A 16,888-nucleotide genomic window follows, 5' to 3' on the forward strand; every position below is an offset into this window, starting at 1 on the left:
GAAGCGTGAAAAGCAAAGCACAATAAAACGTTTGTTGCGTGCATTCCGAAGCTTTCTAATTACAGGCTCGAATTCACGACGAGCCGACAAGATGGCTGACCTGACATCCACGCGCGACACCTATCGCTCGGGACACGCGTCTCGCGCGCTGATTTCCAAAGACGTGCTCTACCGATGGCTCTCCTGGACCATCCCCGCAATCGTGGTGCTGCTATGGGAAATCGCGGCGCGCCTCGGACTGATCGCGCCGCAGGTCCTCCCGGCACCGAGCAGCGTCTTCGAAACGGCCGTCCACATGGCGCAAAACGGCGAACTCTTCGTGCACCTGGGCGTGTCGCTGCTGCGCGCCGCGGGAGGCTTCGTCATCGGCGGAACGATCGGGCTCGCGCTCGGCATCGCCGTCGGATTCTCGCCGCTCGGGCAAGCGCTCCTCGACCGCTCGATCCAGATGGTGCGCGCCATTCCTTTCCTGGCGATGCTGCCGCTCGTCATCGTCTGGTTCGGCGTTGGCGAAGTCGCCAAGATCTTTCTGGTCGCGCTCGCGGTGCTCTTCCCGATCTACATCAACACGATGCTCGGCATTCGCCAGATCGATTCGAAACTGATGGAACTCGCCCGCGTGATCGGCCTGAACCGAACGGCGATCGTGCGACGAATCATCCTTCCCGGCGCGATGCCGTCGATCCTCACCGGCGTGCGTTACGCGCTCGCCCACGCGTGGCTCGCGCTCGTCATCGCCGAGACGCTGGCCACGACGAAAGGCATCGGGTTCCTCGCGATGGACGCCCGCGAATTCCTGAACACCAACGTCATTCTGCTCACCATCATCATCTACGCGATCATCGGCGTCGTCGCGGATGCGCTCGTGCGCCTGCTCGAAGCCCGCTATCTCTCGTGGCACGCGAACTACGCGAAAGGGGCGCGCACATGACGGCCATCGTTACGCGCCGCGACGCGCGCGTCGGTTCGCCGGCGCTGGCGGTGTCCGTGCGCGGACTGCAAAGACGCTATGGCAGCCGCGTCGTCATCGATGCACTGGACCTCGATATTCGCAAAGGCGAATTCGTCGCGCTGCTCGGCGAAAGCGGATGCGGCAAGACAACGCTGCTACGCGCGCTCGCGGGGCTCGATTCCCCCGACGCCGGGTCGATCCGCGCGCCGGAACGTCCGTCCGTCGTGTTTCAGGAGCATCGCCTGCTGCCCTGGTCGACGTTATGGCAGAACGTCGCGCTCGGCTACGAGAATACGATCGGCCGGACGGGCGCGGCGCGCGCGCTGGCCGAAGTAGGACTCGCCGGCCGCGAGGACGACTGGCCGCGCAATCTGTCGGGCGGTCAGGCGCAGCGCGTGGCGCTGGCGCGGGCGCTCATCCACGATCCCGCGCTGCTGCTGCTCGACGAGCCGTTCGCCGCGCTCGATGCGCTCACGCGCATCCGCATGCACGGTCTCGTCAAGGAACTCGTCGCGCTGCATCGGCCAGGCGTGCTGATCGTCACGCATGACGTCGACGAAGCGCTCACGCTCGCCGACAGGATTCTCGTCATGCGCGCCGGACGCATCGCGGCGTCATTCGAACCCGGCGAACACGCGCCGCAGGCACTGCGCCCCGCCCTGCTCGCGGAACTCGGCGTCCGGTCTCACTGATCACTTTTCCATAAGACAAGAAGGACGAGCATGAACGACTCATCGCTGAGCCGCCGCCGGTTGCTGCGCGCGGCGGGAGGCCTCCTGGCCGGCGCCGCGACCGGCGGATTGTTCCCGGCACGCGCGGCCGAGCCGCGCAAGCTGACGCGCAACACCGATACGGTCCGCATCGGCTGGGGTTACGGCAGCCTGCCCGACATCGCGAAACAGCGCGGCGTGTTCGAGAAGACGCTCGCCGCGAAAGGCATCAAGGTCGAATGGGTCGGCCCTTTCCCGAACCATGCGCCTTCGATACAGGCCGTGGTCGGCGGCAGCGCCGACTTCGGATTCTGGGGATCGACGACTCCCGCACTCGCCGCGATGCTCGCCGGCTCGCCGATCGTCTTCACCGCGTTCGACATCTATTCGCCGCGCTCGACGGCCATCATCGCGAAGAAGTCGAGCGGCATCGAATCCGTCGCCGATCTCGCGGGCCGCAAGGTCGCCGTCAACCGGTCGGGGCTTGGCGAATTCCTGTTGATCGCCGCGCTGGAGAAGCATCGCGTCGATCGCGACAAGGTCCAGTTCGTCTATCTGAATCCGCCCGACGCGGCGCCCGCCTTCGCGCAAGGCAAAGTCGACGCTTGGTCGATGTGGTCGCCCGGCGTCGACATCTCGCGCTTCTCGAACGACGCGAAAGACATCTTCAACGAAGGCCGCGATCTGGATTTTCTGATCGATTACAGCTCGCTCGTCACGCGCCGCAAGTTCACCGAGGAGAATTCCGAGCTGATCCGCGCGGTGATCGATGCGTATTACGTCGAAGGCGCGTGGCAGTCGGCGCATTCCGCCGAAGCCGAATTGCTCGTGCAGCGCGAGGGCAAATATCCGGATCAGGTGCGCGACTATCTCGCAAGCCTCAAGCGCGTCAATCAGTTTCACGAGCCCGACGATGCCGCTTTCATCGCGCAATTTCAGCGCGCCGCCGACTGGCTGGCCGAGCGCAAGATCATCAACTCGCGCATCAAGGTCGCGGATTACAGCATCAAGGTGTGAATCGAGGAGCGCACGAATGTCTGACGTCAACTATCCGACGAGCGCCGGACCGACGCTCGTCTCCCCGCTGTCCGCCGCGCTCGGCTTTTCGGAGATCATCGGTGACATCGCCGCGACTGCCGCCGAGCGCGAACGCGGGCACCGGCTGCCGCACGAAGAGATTGCAAAGCTCAAGGCGCTCGGCTTCGGCGCGCTGCGTCTTCCCGTCGATGCAGGCGGAAGCGGCGTTTCGCTGAACGGGCTTTTCATCGTCGCACGCGATCTCGCCGCGGCGGATTCGAACATCGCCCACGCGTTTCGCAATCATCTGTGGCAAGTGGAAGCCGCGCTCCGGAGACGCGAGCAACCGTTCCATGCGCGCGTGCTGGAGCTGACCGCGCAGAAGAAGACCATCGGCCTGAGCTTCGTCGACAGCGACGTGGTCGCCGCCGGCGCGCGCCCGACCAGAGTCCTCAGTCGGCTCGAATGGGATGCGTCGCGCGACGTGTACGTCGGCTCCGGCGACAAGATCTACGCGACGGGCAATCTGTATAACGACGCGTTCACCGGCCTCGCCGTGGAAAGCCGCGCGGGCCGCACCGTGCAGTACGTGCTGGAACGCGGCGCGGGCGTCGACGACGACGATGACTGGCAAGGCTTCGGCCAGCGCCTCACAGGTTCGGGAACGGCGCGGTTTCGCGATGTGACGGTTCCAGCCGCGCAGCTTTATCCGCCCGATCCGCCGAAGTCCGATGAAGCCGCGCCCTGGGGCTTCACGTTTCATCAGGTTTATCTCACCAACTGCATCGCGGGCATCGTGCGGCGCGTGGCGCTGGACGCCGTCGACGTGCTGCGCGCGCGGGGACGCAACTTCTATCACGGTGAAGCCGCGCATCCCGTCGATGAACCCGTGCTGCAATCGCTGCTCGGCCGTATCCGCGCGTATGCGGCGAGCGTCGAAGCGATCGCGGATCGCGCGGCCGGCGCGTTGCAGCGCGCATGGGACCGACACGGCACACGCGACGAATACGAGGCGACGCTCGCGGCCACGCTCGCGGCATCGGAAGCCAAGGTCGTGATCGACGATCTCGCCCCGCAGATCGCAAGTTGGCTGATCGATCTCGGCTCGGGCTCCGTCGTGTCGCGCGTCGGCGCGCTGGACCGGCACTGGCGCAACATCAAGGTGATCGCGTCGCACAATCCGCGCGTCTACAAGGAACGCTTTCTCGGACAGAACCTGCTGACCGGGCAATTGCCGCCCACGGGCGCGTTCTTCTGATCGCGCGCGCCGTCCCTTGTCGAAAGCGGACGGGACGGCGCGCTTTCTTAGTCGAGCAGACGTCGCACGCGCGGCACGACTTCGTGCGCGAAGCGGGCCATGTCGGCCTCGAAGGGCTGGAATTGCAGCATGAAGAGTTCGATGCCCGCGCGATGAAAGTCGACGATGCGCCGCGCGACCGTGTCGTAATCGCCGACGAGTTCCGCGGCCGTGCCGCCGTTCGACCCGACGCGCGCCGATCGCGCGAAGGTCTGGTGCATCACCGCGTTCGGATCGGTATTGGCCTTTTGCCGTTCGCGCAGCGGCTTGTCGAGTTCCGCCAGCGCGAACAGATGTTCGAGATGAGCCTGCGCTTCGTCCTGCGTCTCGCGCGCGATCACGAACGCCGACAGGCCGAAGCGCAAAGGCTCGTGCCCCGCCGGGCGCGCGCGGGCGGAGACATCGGCGATCAGGGCCGCAACGTCGTCGTGCGGCTGGCCGTTGATGAACCACACATCGCCATGCGCCGCGACGAGCGAGCGCGCCGGCTCCGACTCGCCGCCGACATAGATGCGCGGACGCGCGCGAAACGGATCGGCGGGCCGTAACTGATAGTCGTCGATCCGGAAGTTGTCGCCGCGATGCTTCACGGCTTCTCCGCGCAGCAACGCATCGACGACCGAGATCCACTCGCGTCCGTACGCATAGCGCTCGTCATGCTCCGCGAAGCCGATGCCCGCGCGCTCCAGCTCCGGACGATTCCACGCATTGACGAGGTTGATCGCGAAGCGTCCGCCGCTGATGTGCTCGATCTGCTGCGCCATCTTCGCGAGCACGACCGGATGATAGAGATAAGGCTTGATCGCCGCGATGATCTCGATGCGCGACGTAAGCGCAGCCAATGCCGCCGATGCCGTCCACGCTTCGAGCTGATCGAGCGAAGGATCGTGCGGATTGATCGTGTGCTGGGCGACGAGCACGGAGTCGTAACCGAGGCGCTCGGCCTCTAGCACGAGCGCCTTGTTGCGCGCCCACGAGGCATCGTAGGGCTCGGCGGGATCCTGCAACGCCGCGCGACTGCCATGCACGAGCGCCCAGACCCCGAAGCGGGGAAGATTGGACATCGCTTGAATGAACCGAAGGACAGGTTGGAGAGGATGCTCATGCTAACGCCGGGCCCGCCCGCGGCGATCCAATTTCTATCGATAAGGAATTATTCATTTCGCATTTGAAGACTCGGGAAACTGTCTTCCTGAGCGCAGTTCTTCCGATAACCCTATGACGGCGCACGGCGAATATGCGAAGCACGCGCCGCGTCATTTGCTACGCACGATTGCTTCGTAGCCGCGGCACGCAAAGTGCCTATAGTCGAAGGCTTCACCACATCATTTCGTCCGTTCCATGAAACCTTCGATCCATCGCCGCGCGCTGATCGCCGGCATCGCATCCATCGTTCTCGCTGCTATGGCGCCCGTTCACGCAAACGCCGAAACGCGCGAAGTGGTCATCGGCTATCAGGACATGGTCGTGCCCTGGCGTTATGCGCAGGCGAGCGGCGCCGTCGAGAAAGCCACCGGATACAAGGTCACGTATCGCAAGCTCGGCAGCGGCGCGGATGTCATTCGCGCGCTCGCATCGGGCTCCATTCAGTTGGGCGAAGCCGGCTCCAGCCCGATCGCGGCGGGCTTGTCGCAAGGCGTCGACCTTTCGCTGTTCTGGATTCTCGACAACATCAACGACGCCGAGGCGCTCGTCGCGCGCAACGGCTCGGGCGTAAGCAAGCTCGCGGATCTGAAAGGCAAGACGCTCGGCGTGCCGTATGTGTCGACGTCGCATTTTCATGCGCTCGTCGCCTTGCAACAGGCAGGCGTCGATCCGTCGACGGTGAGGATCGTCAATCTGCGTCCGCCGGAGGTCGCGGCGGCGTGGGAACGCGGCAATATCGACGCGACGTATATCTGGGACCCGGTGCTCGCCAAAGCCAAGCAGAACGGCAAAGTGCTGATCACGTCGGGCGAAGTGGCGAAGGAATCGGGCAAGGCGACCTTCGACGGCTTCGTCGCGTCGCGCAAGTTCGCGCAGGACAATTCGGCGTTCCTGAACGGTTTCGTCAAAGTGCTCGCCGATACCGACGCGCAATACCGCGATCACAAAGCCGACTGGACCGCCGCGTCGAAACAGGTGCAGGCCGTCGCGCAGGAATCCGGCGCGAATCCCGCCGACGTGCCCGCGAGTCTCGCGCTCTACGCCTTCCCGAGCGCGGGCGAGCAGGCGTCGCCGACCTGGCTCGGCGGCGGAGCGCAATCCGGGGCGGCAAAGTCGCTCGCGGCAACCGCTCAGTTCCTCAAACAGCAGGGCACGATTCAGAACGTGCTCGCGGATTACTCCACGGGCGTCGATCCGCGCTTCGTGCAGCAGGCCGCGAAATGACATCGCTTTCCATCCGCAACCTCGGCGTCACGTATGAAGGCGCGAGCACGCCCGCGTTGCAAGGCGTCGACTTGCAGATCGGCAGCGGCGAGTTCGTCGTGGCGCTGGGTGCATCGGGATGCGGCAAGACCACGCTGCTGAATTGTCTCGCGGGTTTCCTGGAGCCGACCGAAGGCGAAGCGTCGCTGAATGGCGAACCGATCGACGGGCCCGGCGCCGAGCGTGGCGTCGTGTTCCAGAAGCATGCGCTGATGCCGTGGCTGAACGTCATCGACAACGTCGCGCTTGGCTTGCGTTTTCGCGGCGTGAAGCGCGACGAGCGCCGCGAGATCGCGCGTCGCACGCTCGCGCTCGTCGGCCTCGCGCAACATGAACACGCGAAGGTCTACGCGCTGTCGGGCGGGATGCAGCAGCGCGTCGGAATTGCGCGCGCGCTCGCGAGCGATCCCGAAGTATTGCTGATGGACGAACCGATGGGCGCGCTCGACGCCCTCACGCGCGAAACCGTGCAGGAACTCGTGCTCGACGTTTGGGCGCGCACCGGAAAGACGGTGTTCTTCATCACGCACAGCGTGGAAGAGGCACTCTTTCTGGCGACGCGCCTCGTGCTGATGACGCCAGGTCCGGGCCGCATCGAAGAGGTGCACGAACTGCCCTTCTCGCGGGACTACGTTCGCAGCCGCGATGCGCGCGCCGTCAAATCGTCGCCCGCGTTCATCGAATGGCGGGAGCGGCTGACGCGCCGCCTGCATCGCACCGAGACGGAGGCGGCGTGAACCGGCCCGCTCACGATGTCCCGCTGCCGAACGCCCCAAGCGCATCGCCAGCCACGCGACGCGTCACCCGCACGAAGCATCGCGCGCGCTATCGCGGAATGCCGGGCGCGGGGCCGACCGCGCTGCCCAGCGCGCTGTGCGTCGCGACGCTCGCGGCATTGTGGTGGGCGGCCACGCATTTCCACTGGCTGCCGCCGCTCTTTCTGCCTTCGCCCGAGGCGGTCTGGCAGGCGTTCATCGACGCGTTGCACGGACGGCTTCAGGGCGGATTGCCGCTCTCGGAGCATCTCTTGTGGAGCGCGATCCGCGTGTTCGGCGCGTTCGCGCTCGCGGTTGTCACGGCGGTGCCGGTCGGAATTCTGATGGGCGTGAGCCGCATCGCGCGCGGCGTGCTCGATCCGCCGCTCGAGTTCTATCGGCCGCTGCCGCCGCTCGCGTATCTACCGCTCGTCGTCATCTACTTTGGTATCGATGAAACCGCGAAGATCGTCGTCATCTGGCTCGCCTGCTTCGCGCCGATCGCGATGGCCGCGCGCGCCGGCGTCAGGAGCGCGACTGCCGAGCAGGTGAACGCCGCGTGGTCGCTCGGCGCGAACTTCGGGCAAGTCGTGCGGTTCGTCGTGCTGCCCGCCGCGCTGCCCGAAATACTGACGGGCCTGCGCATCGCCGTGGGCTTCGGCTGGACCACGCTCGTCGCCGCTGAAATGGTCGCCGCGACCGCCGGCCTGGGTCAGATGGTGCTCAACGCGTCGAGCTTTCTGCGCACCGACGTGGTGGTGATGGGCATCGTGCTGATCGGCGCGATCGCGTGGATTTTCGACTTCGGCATGCGCGCGCTGGAGCAGCGGCTCGTGCCGTGGAAAGGACGCTGAGCCGCAAGGGCCTGGCGTCGCGGCGAACTTGGAATCGGCTGGACTCCTGATCCAGTAAGGGTTCCCTATCCGGCAATAAGGAAAATTAATTATTGACGTACTGCTGCTGAAAGGCAGAATCTCTCGGAAACAATCCTAATAAGTATTTCAGCGACGCGACACGCTGAGAACAGATTTCCTTCCGCCATGCGTTGACGTGGTCTCTATACATGGAGAACAAAATGAGAAGGATACGAGGGATGGTCCTGGCTATTTCATCAGGAGTATTGATCAGTGCATGCGGCGGCGACGCCGGCTCCGATGTCTCAGGCCAGAGCACGAAAAGCATCGCAGGACAGCCGGCTTCACAGACCGAATCGACGACCAAGGGCTACGCGTTGTCGACCGTCATCTGGAGCCGCGTTCCCATCGGCGTGTGCTGGAACATGAACAACGCGGATTTCGCGCGCTTCGCGTCGGCACGAAACTGGAGCCGCCTCGCAGTTCAGGAAACCTGGGAACAGCATTCGGGCGTGCGTTTCACAGGCTGGCAGCAATGCACGAATGACCCCAATTACTTCGGGATCCGAATCAGCGTCGATGACAGCGCGCAGAGCGGGCCGCATACTTTCGGCCTCGGCGCGATGCTGAACAACGCGGTCGGCGGAATGGCGCTCAACTTCACGTTCAGGAACTGGAGTCAAAGTTGCCAGGGACGCGAAGAATACTGCATACGCCGCATCGCCGCGCACGAATTCGGTCACGCGCTGGGCTTCGCGCACGAGCAGAACCGGCCCGACACGCCTTCGACCTGCAACGAGCCCGCGCAGGGCACGAACGGCGACACGACGATCGGCGCGTGGGATGTCGCTTCGATCATGAATTACTGCAATCCCGAATGGAACGGTGACGGCAAGCTGAGCGCCACCGACATCGACATGGTGCAGAAATACTATGGGCCGCCGCCTTCCACTCAGACGGTGTACACGCTGACGCGTGCGCAGGCGCCGGCGCGGATTACCGCCTACGAGTTTCCTTCGCGCGCTGTGAAGGCGTCGATCGATCTTTCGCTGGGCGGCGACTATCAGCGCGTCGATCAGATGTTCGCAAGCGCCGACGGCAAGCGGCTGCACGTGCTGATGGAGCGAAATTCGACGTCCGTCGATCTCGCCACCATCGACACCGCGAGCAACAAGGTCGTGCGCATCACGCCCATCGGTCCGATGTTGACGACGTTCACCGGCTATGGTTTTCAGCCCGCGTTGACCGGAAATCAGGTCTATCTGTGGAACAAAAATATCATCCACGTCGTCGATACGGATTCGGGAACGCTCGTCAGAAAGCTCGTGCTGCCGAAAGAATTCAGCGTCATCAAGATCGCGACGGCCGCCAATGACAGCGAGCACATCTTCGCGCTCGCGAACGAGCGGGGAACGAGGCTGGAGGTGCTGCGCATCGAATCGGCGAGCGGCTTCATCAGGGGCGGCTATCCGGCCGGTTCGGCGCCGGCGGCGCCGCGCGATGAGTTCACCGTCACGCCGGATGCGAAGAAAGCGTATTTCGTCGGATTCGCGTCGCCGAATGCACAGGGCAATCTCACGGAGATGGACCTGGAGAGCGGCTTCACGCGCGTGCTGACCGATCTGCCGGAGAAGAATCCGAAGTTCATCGCGGCGATCAACAATCAGCAAATTCTCTTCGCCGATGACAATGCCAACAGCCCGAGCTCGGTCATCCTCTACGACGTGACGAGCAGAAGCAAGACGACCGCGCTGAGTTCGTCGAAGTCGATGGCGTATCTCCAGTACGAGCCGAAAACGAAATCCATTCTTCTGGAGCAAGACGGCGTCTGGTCCGTCAATCAGTTGAGGCAGCGCGCGGACGGAAAATACAGAGACGTCGATCTCGGCCTGCGATCGTTCAGCAGCGGTTCGGCGTATGGCGGCGTCGCTCCGTTCGTGCTCGTGACGCGTTGATGTTCAAGGCGGCGCGCCAGTGGCATGATTGTCGGGTCGACCCGATCGTGCAGCGCTGGCCCGGAGGTGGCACATGTCCGTCTTTCTCGAAGTCGAGCACGTCACGACCTATCGCTACAACACGCCGGTGGAATTCTCGCCGCATCGCGTGATGTTCCGGCCGCGCGCCGCGCACGATATCCGCGTGCTGTCGGCGACGCTCGCGGCCGCTCCGCACAGCACGCAGTACTGGATGCACGACGTGTTTTCCAATTCGGTCGCGGTCGTCGAGCCGCGCGTGCCCGCCGACACGCTCGAACTGCGCGCGCGTTTCGTCATCGAGCATTTCGGCATCAGGAATCTGGAGTTGCCGGTCGCGCCCGAAGCCGAGAATTATCCGTTTCAGTACGCCGACGAGGACCGGCTCGATCTGGCGTCTTTCCTGCCGCCGCAGTATCCCGACGATCAGCCGATGCTGCGCGACTGGGTCGCGCAGTTTCTGCCCCGGCGCGGCGTCACGCACACGCGCGACATTCTGGGGAACATCAACGCCGCCATTCGCAGCGACTTTCAGTATCAGTCGCGCGACGCGATGGGCACGCAGCGTCCGTCGGAGACACTGAACCGGCACAGCGGCACCTGTCGCGATTTCGCGCTGCTGATGATGGAAGTCGTGCGCGGACTCGGACTGGCCGCGCGCTTCGTGTCCGGGTATTTGTACGATCAGGCGCTCGACACGCCCGCTGCGCCGGCCGTCCGCAACACGGGGCTGCAGCAGGGCGCGCGACAGATCGAGAGCCGCGACGAGCCGCTCGTCGTCGGCGCGGGCGCGACGCACGCGTGGCTGCACGTCTTTTTGCCGGGCGCGGGCTGGGTGCCCTACGATCCGACGAACTCGCTCGTCGGCGGCACCGATCTGATCCGCGTCGCGTACACGCGCAAGCCCGAACAGGCGGCGCCGGTGTCCGGATCGTGGTTCGGCGCCGCGGAGGACTTCGCCGGGATGGACGTCAGCGTCAGCGTGCGGCGCATCGAGCCGCCGAGCGAGCCGTTGGCGTCGGCGGCGATCAAAACGGACTGATCCCCGACATGCCGCCATCGACGGCAAGATCGGCGCCGGTCATGTATTGCGATGCATCCGTCGCAAGGAAAAGGATCGCCGATGCGATCTCGGCGGGGTCGGCCGGGCGCTTCATCGGGATGACTTTCGCCCACTCCAGCAATTGCGCCTCCGACATGCCCAAGCTGTCGAAGATCGGCGTGTTCGCGACGCCCGGCGAAATACTGTTGACGCGTATGCCGAGCTCGACGAATTCGGCGGCGAAGCTTTTGGCCAGAGAAACGACAGCCGCCTTCGACGCGCAATATGCTGAGAAATTTTTCGTGCCCTGATTGGCCGCGAGCGATGCCACGAGAACGATCGATGCCGGCCGCGCGAGCGAAGGCAGCGCTTCGCGCACCGTCGCATACACGCCGCCGACGTTGATGTGCAAGACATCGGTGAATTGTTCCAGCGAGGTTTCGCGCACGGGCGTCTGCCGGGAAATGCCGGCGTTGGCGACCAGAACGTCGATCTCGCGCTGAAAATGCTCGACTGCGGTTTTGTAGAGACGCTGCATGTCGGCCGGACTGGCGGCGTCGGCCACGACGCACAGCGCATTCTCGCCGAGCGTTTGCGCGGCCTGACGCAGCTTCTCCTGGTTGCGTCCGCTGATCACGACGCGGGCGCCCTCCGACACGAACCGTTGCGCGGTGGCGAACCCGATGCCCGAGCTTGCGCCGGTCACGACCGCCAGTTTTTTATCGAGCAGCATCGTTTCATCCTTGCAGGTTGATGACGAGGGCGCGACCCGAGCGAAGCGCGCGCGTCGAATGCCCCGAACCTTTCAGATCGCCCGCGACGAACACCGAGCCTTCCGCGAAGCGCCGCGCGATGTCCCCGTCCTGCACCGCGATTTCAAGCTCGCCTTCGAGGACGACGACATACTGGCGCGACGGCGGATTATGACGATCGAGAAAATAGCCTTCGTCGAACTCATGCACCAGCACGCTCTCGCACGGCTGCGGCGGCGATAGCGTCACCGAAATGCCGTTGAACGGCACGGCGACGGTTTCGAACACGCGAATGGTCCTGAATGCCGAGTGCCCGTCGGCGTCGGTGTAGATCTCAGCGCAGTCCATGACGTCTCCTTGTCGACGATCCGCTTCGAAAATGTCACGCCACCGCTCCCTGGCCCATGCGTTCGCGCACCGCGCCGCAATGTTCGACGAGCTTGCCGCGCGTGGCGACGAATCGTTTGAGCGGCGTATCGATGTCGTAGAACCAGATGTTCGCGACGAACCCGTACAGCGCGGCATCGATGCTCGCGGGCGCGTCGCCGAACATGAACGGACCGTCGCCGAGCAGATTCGCTATTGCCTGGAGACTCGCGATGCCGCGCGCATACACGGCGTCCGGCTCGTATCTGCCGATGCCCTGATATCGATAGCGTTCGAAGTTGTATTTGCGCGCGCCTTCGAGCGCGTCGGCGCCGATGTCCGGATGCTGCGTCAAGAGCGCATCGCGAAACTGCGGCCAGTAGCGGTCGTCGCGCCAGCGCGAGTACGACATCACCCAGTAAAGATCGTCGAGCGTGCGGCGGACCAGCAGATCGAGATCGCGCTGCGCGGCGCCCAGCGCGTCGTCCAGTTCGATTGCGTGCTTGCTCTTCAGATGCGCGATGATCGCATCGCTGTCGCCGACGGTTTCATCGCCGTCGACGAGATACGGCAACTGCCCGCGCGGCGCGGCGCTCGTGTCCAGCACGTGACGATGCTCGAATGGCAGGGCCGCGAGCTTCAGGAACGCGAACACCTTCAGTCCGAACGGATTGTTGTCTTCGAGGCCGAACAACTGAGGATACGAATAGAGCGTGATCATCGACGTCTCCGTGCGTCCTCCAGCAAGGACGCGCCAAGTTCGTTACGATTCCCGGTTGGCCTTGCATCTTCCCGTCACGCGTCGCGCCGCTTCCGCGCGCCGCCACACACGAAAAATACTATGCCCACGCCGCCTCATGCCATCGGTTTTACACTCGATCCGCTCGATCGCGTATCGGAGAAGCGCGACGATGAAACCTACGTCGCCGGCCTGCGCGACGATCCCGCCACGCGCTTTCTGCTGTTCGTGAACAACGTGCCGCTGTTCAAGCGCGCGAACGGTCACGATCCGCTTTTCGTCGCCCAGGAAATCGCGGCGCTCGGCGCGCCCGCGCAGACGGTTCTTCTCGGCCGCGACGCCGACCGCCGCGCGCTGTTCGCCCATTCCTTCGATGCAGAAACGCCGAGCCTCGCCGATGTCGAAGCGGTCGAACTGCGCCCCATCGCGATGCAGGGTCTCGTGTCGCCGCCGCTCGTCAGCGCGCTCGGCGAAGCGCGATCGATGCTCGACTGGCATCGCCGGCATCGCTTCTGCGCGAACTGCGGCCATCCGACCGATTCGGCGGGCGCGGGCTGGCGGCGCATCTGTCCGAACTGCAAGGCGCAGCATTTTCCGCGTGTCGACCCCGTGGTCATCATGCTCGTCACGGATGGCGAACGCTGCCTGCTCGGCCGTCAGCCGCAATTTCTGCCGGGGATGTATTCGTCGCTTGCGGGCTTCGTCGAGCCGGGCGAGACTTTCGAGCACGCGGTGTATCGCGAAGTGCTGGAGGAAGCGGGCATCCGCTGCACGGACGTGCGCTATTTCGCGTCGCAGCCGTGGCCGTTTCCTTCATCGTTGATGATCGGATGCTTCGCGCGCGCCGTCACGACCGATATCACCATCGACAGGAACGAGCTCGAAGATGCGCGCTGGTTCACGCGCGAGGAGATCCGCGCGATGCTCGACGGCACGCACGAACAGGGACTTTCCGCGCCGAAGCCCTTCGCGATCGCGCATCATCTGCTGAAGGCGTTCGCGACGCGCGAGGTGGACTGAGTGGGCAGCTTCGCGGCGCGGCTTCGGCGATCGGTGCAGAATCCGAACCTGTGTTGCGCGGGGCGCGGCGAGAGCATTCATCAGACATCGGGTGAACGACATGAACATGAAAGGCGGCATGCATATTTGGCTGATCCGGCATGGTGAGACCGAGTGGAGCAAGTCGGGCCAGCACACCGGCACGACCGACATTCCGCTCACCGACGAAGGACGCAGACAGGCGCGGGCGCTCGCGCCGGTGCTCGCGTCGCAGTCTTTCGACTTAGTTTTGACGAGCCCGATGGGCCGCGCGATCGAAACCTGCCGGCTCGCGGGTCTGGGCGATCGCGCGACGGTGGAGTCCGAGCTTCACGAGTGGAATTACGGCATCTACGAAGGCCGCACCACGCCGGAAATCCGTGAAGAGGCGCCGGACTGGTCGGTGTGGTCATCGCCGATTCCGGAGGGCGAAAATCTCGCGGATGTCGGCAGGCGCGCGCAGGCGCTCATCGACAAGCTGCTCGCGACGAATGCGATGAACATCGCACTTTTTTCGCACGCGCATTTTTCGCGCGTGTTCGGGGCGCAGTGGGCGACGGGATCGCCGGCTCTTGGGGCGCATCTCGCGATGGATACCGCCGCGATGAGTGTGCTCGGGTTTGAGCGCGACGTCCGCGCTATTGTTAAGTGGAATCTCTTGCCTTTTTGATGTTTTTTGCGATAGGTCCCGTGATCGTGTCGGCCTTTTCTTTCGCCGGATCCCGTTTTCGTGTCGGTGCATTAGGACAGGGGCAACGCCAATAGACCGACACCAACACGGGATCCGGCGAAGAACCATAAAAACCATCATCAGCAAAAAGCCAATACCAACGGTGCCTGCGAAGTTCCTGCGATCCGCCATCAAACCCCCCGTCTCCCGCTCTACTTGACGTTGAGCTGAACCGATGCGATCAGTTCCGACAAACCGAGCCAGAGAATTTGCACGCCGATACAAAAGATGATGAACGCGAAAAGGCGCATGGCAATCTGCGTTCCGACGGCGCCAAGCAGGCGCTCCAAATGCCCCGCGAACCGCACGCACACATAGATGCTCGCGCACAGAACGACAAGCCCGACGCCCACGCCGGCGAGATGCACCGGCTGCAGCCCATGACGCGGCGAGCCCGTGCCGAGCGCGATGGCGACCGCTATCGCACCCGGCCCGACGGTGATCGGCAGCGTCAGCGGATAGAACGCCTTCGCACGCAGCGACGCGCCGCCGCGCGGCGTGGGCGCGGGTTCGGCGCCGTCGTCGTCATCGGGCGTCTGAAGCAGGCTCCAGCCCGCCATCGCGACGACGAAACCGCCCGCCACGCGCAACACCGGAATCGAGATCCCGAAAAACGTCAGCACATAAGCGCCGATCAAAAGCGACGCGAGCAAGATCACGAAACTGTTGATGCAGATGCGCCGCGCGAGCTCGGCGCGATCGGCGTCGCCGATATGCGGCAGCATGCTCAGCACGACGAGCGCCGTCGCGGGAGGATTGATGATCGGGAACAATCCGGCGACGATCACAAGGACCGTCTTGGCGAATTCGTTGAGCATGCGCGTCGTTGTCCGTCGTTCGTTGGCGTGCTGCAAGCCCGGACATTGTGCACGCTAAGCCGGCGCGCGTGCGCGCAATGACCGTCCGATCAGACGAACGGTGCGGTGAGAATCAGCGTGCATTCGGTGAGAAACGAGCCGATCCCGACGCCGATCAGCACGCGCGCGACGATCGTCCATACGCGCCGATCGACATTGCCCGCGCAGCGCCACGCGAGCGTGCACCACAGCAGATACAGCGCCGAGCACACGGCGAATACGCCGAGCATGCCGGGCCAGAACCAGACGGTGATCAGCAGAAATGTTTCGGGAGTGACGCCGCTCGTCCAGAGGTCGAGATAGACGAACCACCACGCGAGGTGGATCGGCACGCCCAACAGCCACCAGACTTTCCAGAAGCGTTCTTCTCCGCGCCAGGCCTTGCGCAACATGCGTCGTCGTGAGTGGAAAGAGGCACGCATTTTACTCCACGCGTTGCGCGCCCTTTCCGCGCCTTCAGGCCGACAGGCTGCGGCGTTTCGCTTCCATGCGCGTGATGAGCCGCTGCAGCACGTTCTCCGCGGCGGCCGAAAGCCGCACGAAGCGAAAGCCGACGACGTAACGCACATCGCCGCGCGGCGTCGTCACGGAGCGCGGCGACACGAGTTCGAGATCGACGGGCAAGGCCGCGCCCGGACCGAGATGAAGCACGACATCGCGGAACACGGTGCCGCGCTCCGTTTCCGCGAGACGCGGCGTGTCCATGCGCAGCGCGATGCCACCGAGCGACAGGTCGTGCACTTCGTGGCGGAACGCTTCGCCGTCGGCGAATGCGCCTTTCGCGTAGAAGGGTTCGAGAACCGGCGTCGGCACGCGGAAGTATTCGCGACGCTGGAACTGATAGAGCTTCTCGGGGAACGGCACTTCGAACGCCTGACGTCCTTCGTGGGTCACGGCGCGCGCGGCGAGCGTCGTGAATTCGACGCGCACGCCGTCCGGCGCACCCTTGAAATACAACTGCCGCGCTTCAAGCAGCACACGATTGTCCGCCTCGACGCCGCCCCAGTCGAACACGATGCACGCTTCGCGCGCGTCGGTTTTCAGCAGTTGCGTAACGATCTGTCCGCGCCCGCTCGTCACGGTGAGCATGTCGCCCCGCTGCACGAGCGTTCGCAGAACGATCGATATTTCGGATGGCGTGTGTCGCGCGAAGCGCTCATGATCTTCCGCGAATTTTTCGATGTCTGTCGTTTGCGGCAACGGTTCGGCGAGCATGATGGTCCAATCTAGTTATCAGTTTGGGACAGCGAGCGACGACTACCTGCTTTGCCTTATGTTGCCCGAAAAAAAACGGCTTCAGTACATCGGTAACGACTAGATTTTCACGGCAATTCAGCGTTTTGCAGAGCAGCAAACCATTTGTCTTACGGATAACGTTCTAAAAATGAGAAGGCCGG

At 64.1% G+C, this 16,888-nt stretch carries 18 protein-coding genes; 11 read left to right on the forward strand and 7 right to left on the reverse strand.

Annotated elements, in window-relative coordinates; genetic code table 11:
* The first annotated feature begins 91 nt into the window (after positions 1–91).
* From QCE58_RS22200 to QCE58_RS22215, 4 genes are read left to right on the forward strand one after another with little or no spacing between them, the layout of a single operon-like run.
* Positions 92–931 carry an ABC transporter permease subunit gene (locus QCE58_RS22200; RefSeq protein ID WP_250522070.1) on the forward strand — a complete coding sequence of 280 codons (840 nt, stop codon included), beginning with the start codon at positions 92–94 and terminating at the stop codon, positions 929–931.
* Positions 928–1,644 (forward strand): ABC transporter ATP-binding protein, encoded by a 717-nt coding sequence (locus QCE58_RS22205; protein WP_008349001.1) that lies wholly within the window; start codon positions 928–930, stop codon positions 1,642–1,644. Before QCE58_RS22200 ends, QCE58_RS22205 begins: the two co-directional genes overlap by 4 nt.
* 30 nt (positions 1,645–1,674) lie before the next feature.
* Positions 1,675–2,679: an NrtA/SsuA/CpmA family ABC transporter substrate-binding protein gene (locus tag QCE58_RS22210; RefSeq protein ID WP_033536495.1), complete on the forward strand. Its 1,005-nt coding sequence runs from the start codon at positions 1,675–1,677 to the stop codon at positions 2,677–2,679.
* A gap of 16 nt (positions 2,680–2,695) precedes the next feature.
* Entirely contained in the window at positions 2,696–3,937 is a 1,242-nt protein-coding gene (locus tag QCE58_RS22215) for an acyl-CoA dehydrogenase family protein (RefSeq protein WP_250522071.1), read from the forward strand.
* Between the two features lie 47 nt (positions 3,938–3,984).
* On the opposite strand, the gene QCE58_RS22220 is transcribed toward QCE58_RS22215, so the two are convergent.
* Positions 3,985–5,040: an LLM class flavin-dependent oxidoreductase gene (locus tag QCE58_RS22220; RefSeq protein WP_175982625.1), complete on the reverse strand. Its 1,056-nt coding sequence runs from the start codon at positions 5,038–5,040 to the stop codon at positions 3,985–3,987.
* Between the two features lie 340 nt (positions 5,041–5,380).
* Here QCE58_RS22220 and tauA point away from each other — a divergent pair, with 340 nt between their 5' ends.
* From tauA to QCE58_RS22245, 5 genes are all read left to right on the forward strand, one after another.
* Positions 5,381–6,346 carry a taurine ABC transporter substrate-binding protein gene (gene tauA / locus QCE58_RS22225; protein ID WP_409014141.1) on the forward strand — a complete coding sequence of 322 codons (966 nt, stop codon included), beginning with the start codon at positions 5,381–5,383 and terminating at the stop codon, positions 6,344–6,346.
* Positions 6,343–7,122: a taurine ABC transporter ATP-binding protein gene (locus tag QCE58_RS22230; RefSeq protein WP_008349010.1), complete on the forward strand. Its 780-nt coding sequence runs from the start codon at positions 6,343–6,345 to the stop codon at positions 7,120–7,122. The genes tauA and QCE58_RS22230 overlap by 4 nt, the downstream gene beginning before the upstream one ends.
* A complete protein-coding gene (locus tag QCE58_RS22235) occupies positions 7,119–7,994 on the forward strand; it encodes an ABC transporter permease subunit (protein ID WP_175982627.1) in 876 nt (291 codons plus the stop codon). The genes QCE58_RS22230 and QCE58_RS22235 overlap by 4 nt, the downstream gene beginning before the upstream one ends.
* Before the next feature lie 266 nt (positions 7,995–8,260).
* Positions 8,261–9,949: an ATPase gene (locus QCE58_RS22240; protein WP_250522073.1), complete on the forward strand. Its 1,689-nt coding sequence runs from the start codon at positions 8,261–8,263 to the stop codon at positions 9,947–9,949.
* 73 nt (positions 9,950–10,022) lie between these two features.
* Positions 10,023–11,009 carry a transglutaminase family protein gene (locus QCE58_RS22245; protein WP_250497406.1) on the forward strand — a complete coding sequence of 329 codons (987 nt, stop codon included), beginning with the start codon at positions 10,023–10,025 and terminating at the stop codon, positions 11,007–11,009.
* On the opposite strand, the gene QCE58_RS22250 is transcribed toward QCE58_RS22245, so the two are convergent.
* Genes QCE58_RS22250 through QCE58_RS22260 form a run of 3 tightly spaced genes read right to left on the reverse strand, consistent with a single transcriptional unit; the run spans position 10,996 to position 12,848 of the window.
* Entirely contained in the window at positions 10,996–11,742 is a 747-nt protein-coding gene (locus QCE58_RS22250; RefSeq protein ID WP_250522074.1) for an SDR family NAD(P)-dependent oxidoreductase, read from the reverse strand. The genes QCE58_RS22245 and QCE58_RS22250 overlap by 14 nt on opposite strands.
* A gap of 4 nt (positions 11,743–11,746) precedes the next feature.
* On the reverse strand, positions 11,747–12,109 hold the full coding sequence (locus QCE58_RS22255; RefSeq protein WP_008349017.1) for a hypothetical protein: 363 nt from the start codon (positions 12,107–12,109) through the stop codon (positions 11,747–11,749).
* Between the two features lie 34 nt (positions 12,110–12,143).
* Positions 12,144–12,848, reverse strand: coding sequence for a glutathione S-transferase family protein (locus QCE58_RS22260; RefSeq protein ID WP_008349018.1), 705 nt, complete (start codon positions 12,846–12,848; stop codon positions 12,144–12,146).
* 120 nt (positions 12,849–12,968) lie between these two features.
* Here QCE58_RS22260 and nudC point away from each other — a divergent pair, with 120 nt between their 5' ends.
* Positions 12,969–13,886, forward strand: coding sequence for an NAD(+) diphosphatase (nudC, locus tag QCE58_RS22265; protein WP_175982631.1), 918 nt, complete (start codon positions 12,969–12,971; stop codon positions 13,884–13,886).
* A gap of 100 nt (positions 13,887–13,986) precedes the next feature.
* A complete protein-coding gene (locus QCE58_RS22270; RefSeq protein ID WP_033536518.1) occupies positions 13,987–14,574 on the forward strand; it encodes a histidine phosphatase family protein in 588 nt (195 codons plus the stop codon).
* A 212-nt stretch (positions 14,575–14,786) separates the two neighbouring features.
* Here the strand turns inward: QCE58_RS22270 and QCE58_RS22275 are convergent, their stop codons facing one another.
* The 3 genes from QCE58_RS22275 to QCE58_RS22285 form a co-directional block, all read right to left on the reverse strand.
* The gene (locus tag QCE58_RS22275) at positions 14,787–15,452 is read right to left on the reverse strand and encodes a MarC family protein (RefSeq protein WP_008349021.1); all 666 of its coding nucleotides are present in this window, start codon (positions 15,450–15,452) and stop codon (positions 14,787–14,789) included.
* A gap of 89 nt (positions 15,453–15,541) precedes the next feature.
* On the reverse strand, positions 15,542–15,883 hold the full coding sequence (locus QCE58_RS22280; RefSeq protein ID WP_008349022.1) for a hypothetical protein: 342 nt from the start codon (positions 15,881–15,883) through the stop codon (positions 15,542–15,544).
* 64 nt (positions 15,884–15,947) lie between these two features.
* Positions 15,948–16,706 (reverse strand): flagellar brake protein, encoded by a 759-nt coding sequence (locus QCE58_RS22285; protein WP_250441250.1) that lies wholly within the window; start codon positions 16,704–16,706, stop codon positions 15,948–15,950.
* Positions 16,707–16,888 lie beyond the last annotated feature (182 nt).

Origin of the sequence: Caballeronia sp. LZ028 (genome assembly GCF_031451415.1) — a bacterium.
Classification (GTDB): domain Bacteria; phylum Pseudomonadota; class Gammaproteobacteria; order Burkholderiales; family Burkholderiaceae; genus Caballeronia; species Caballeronia zhejiangensis.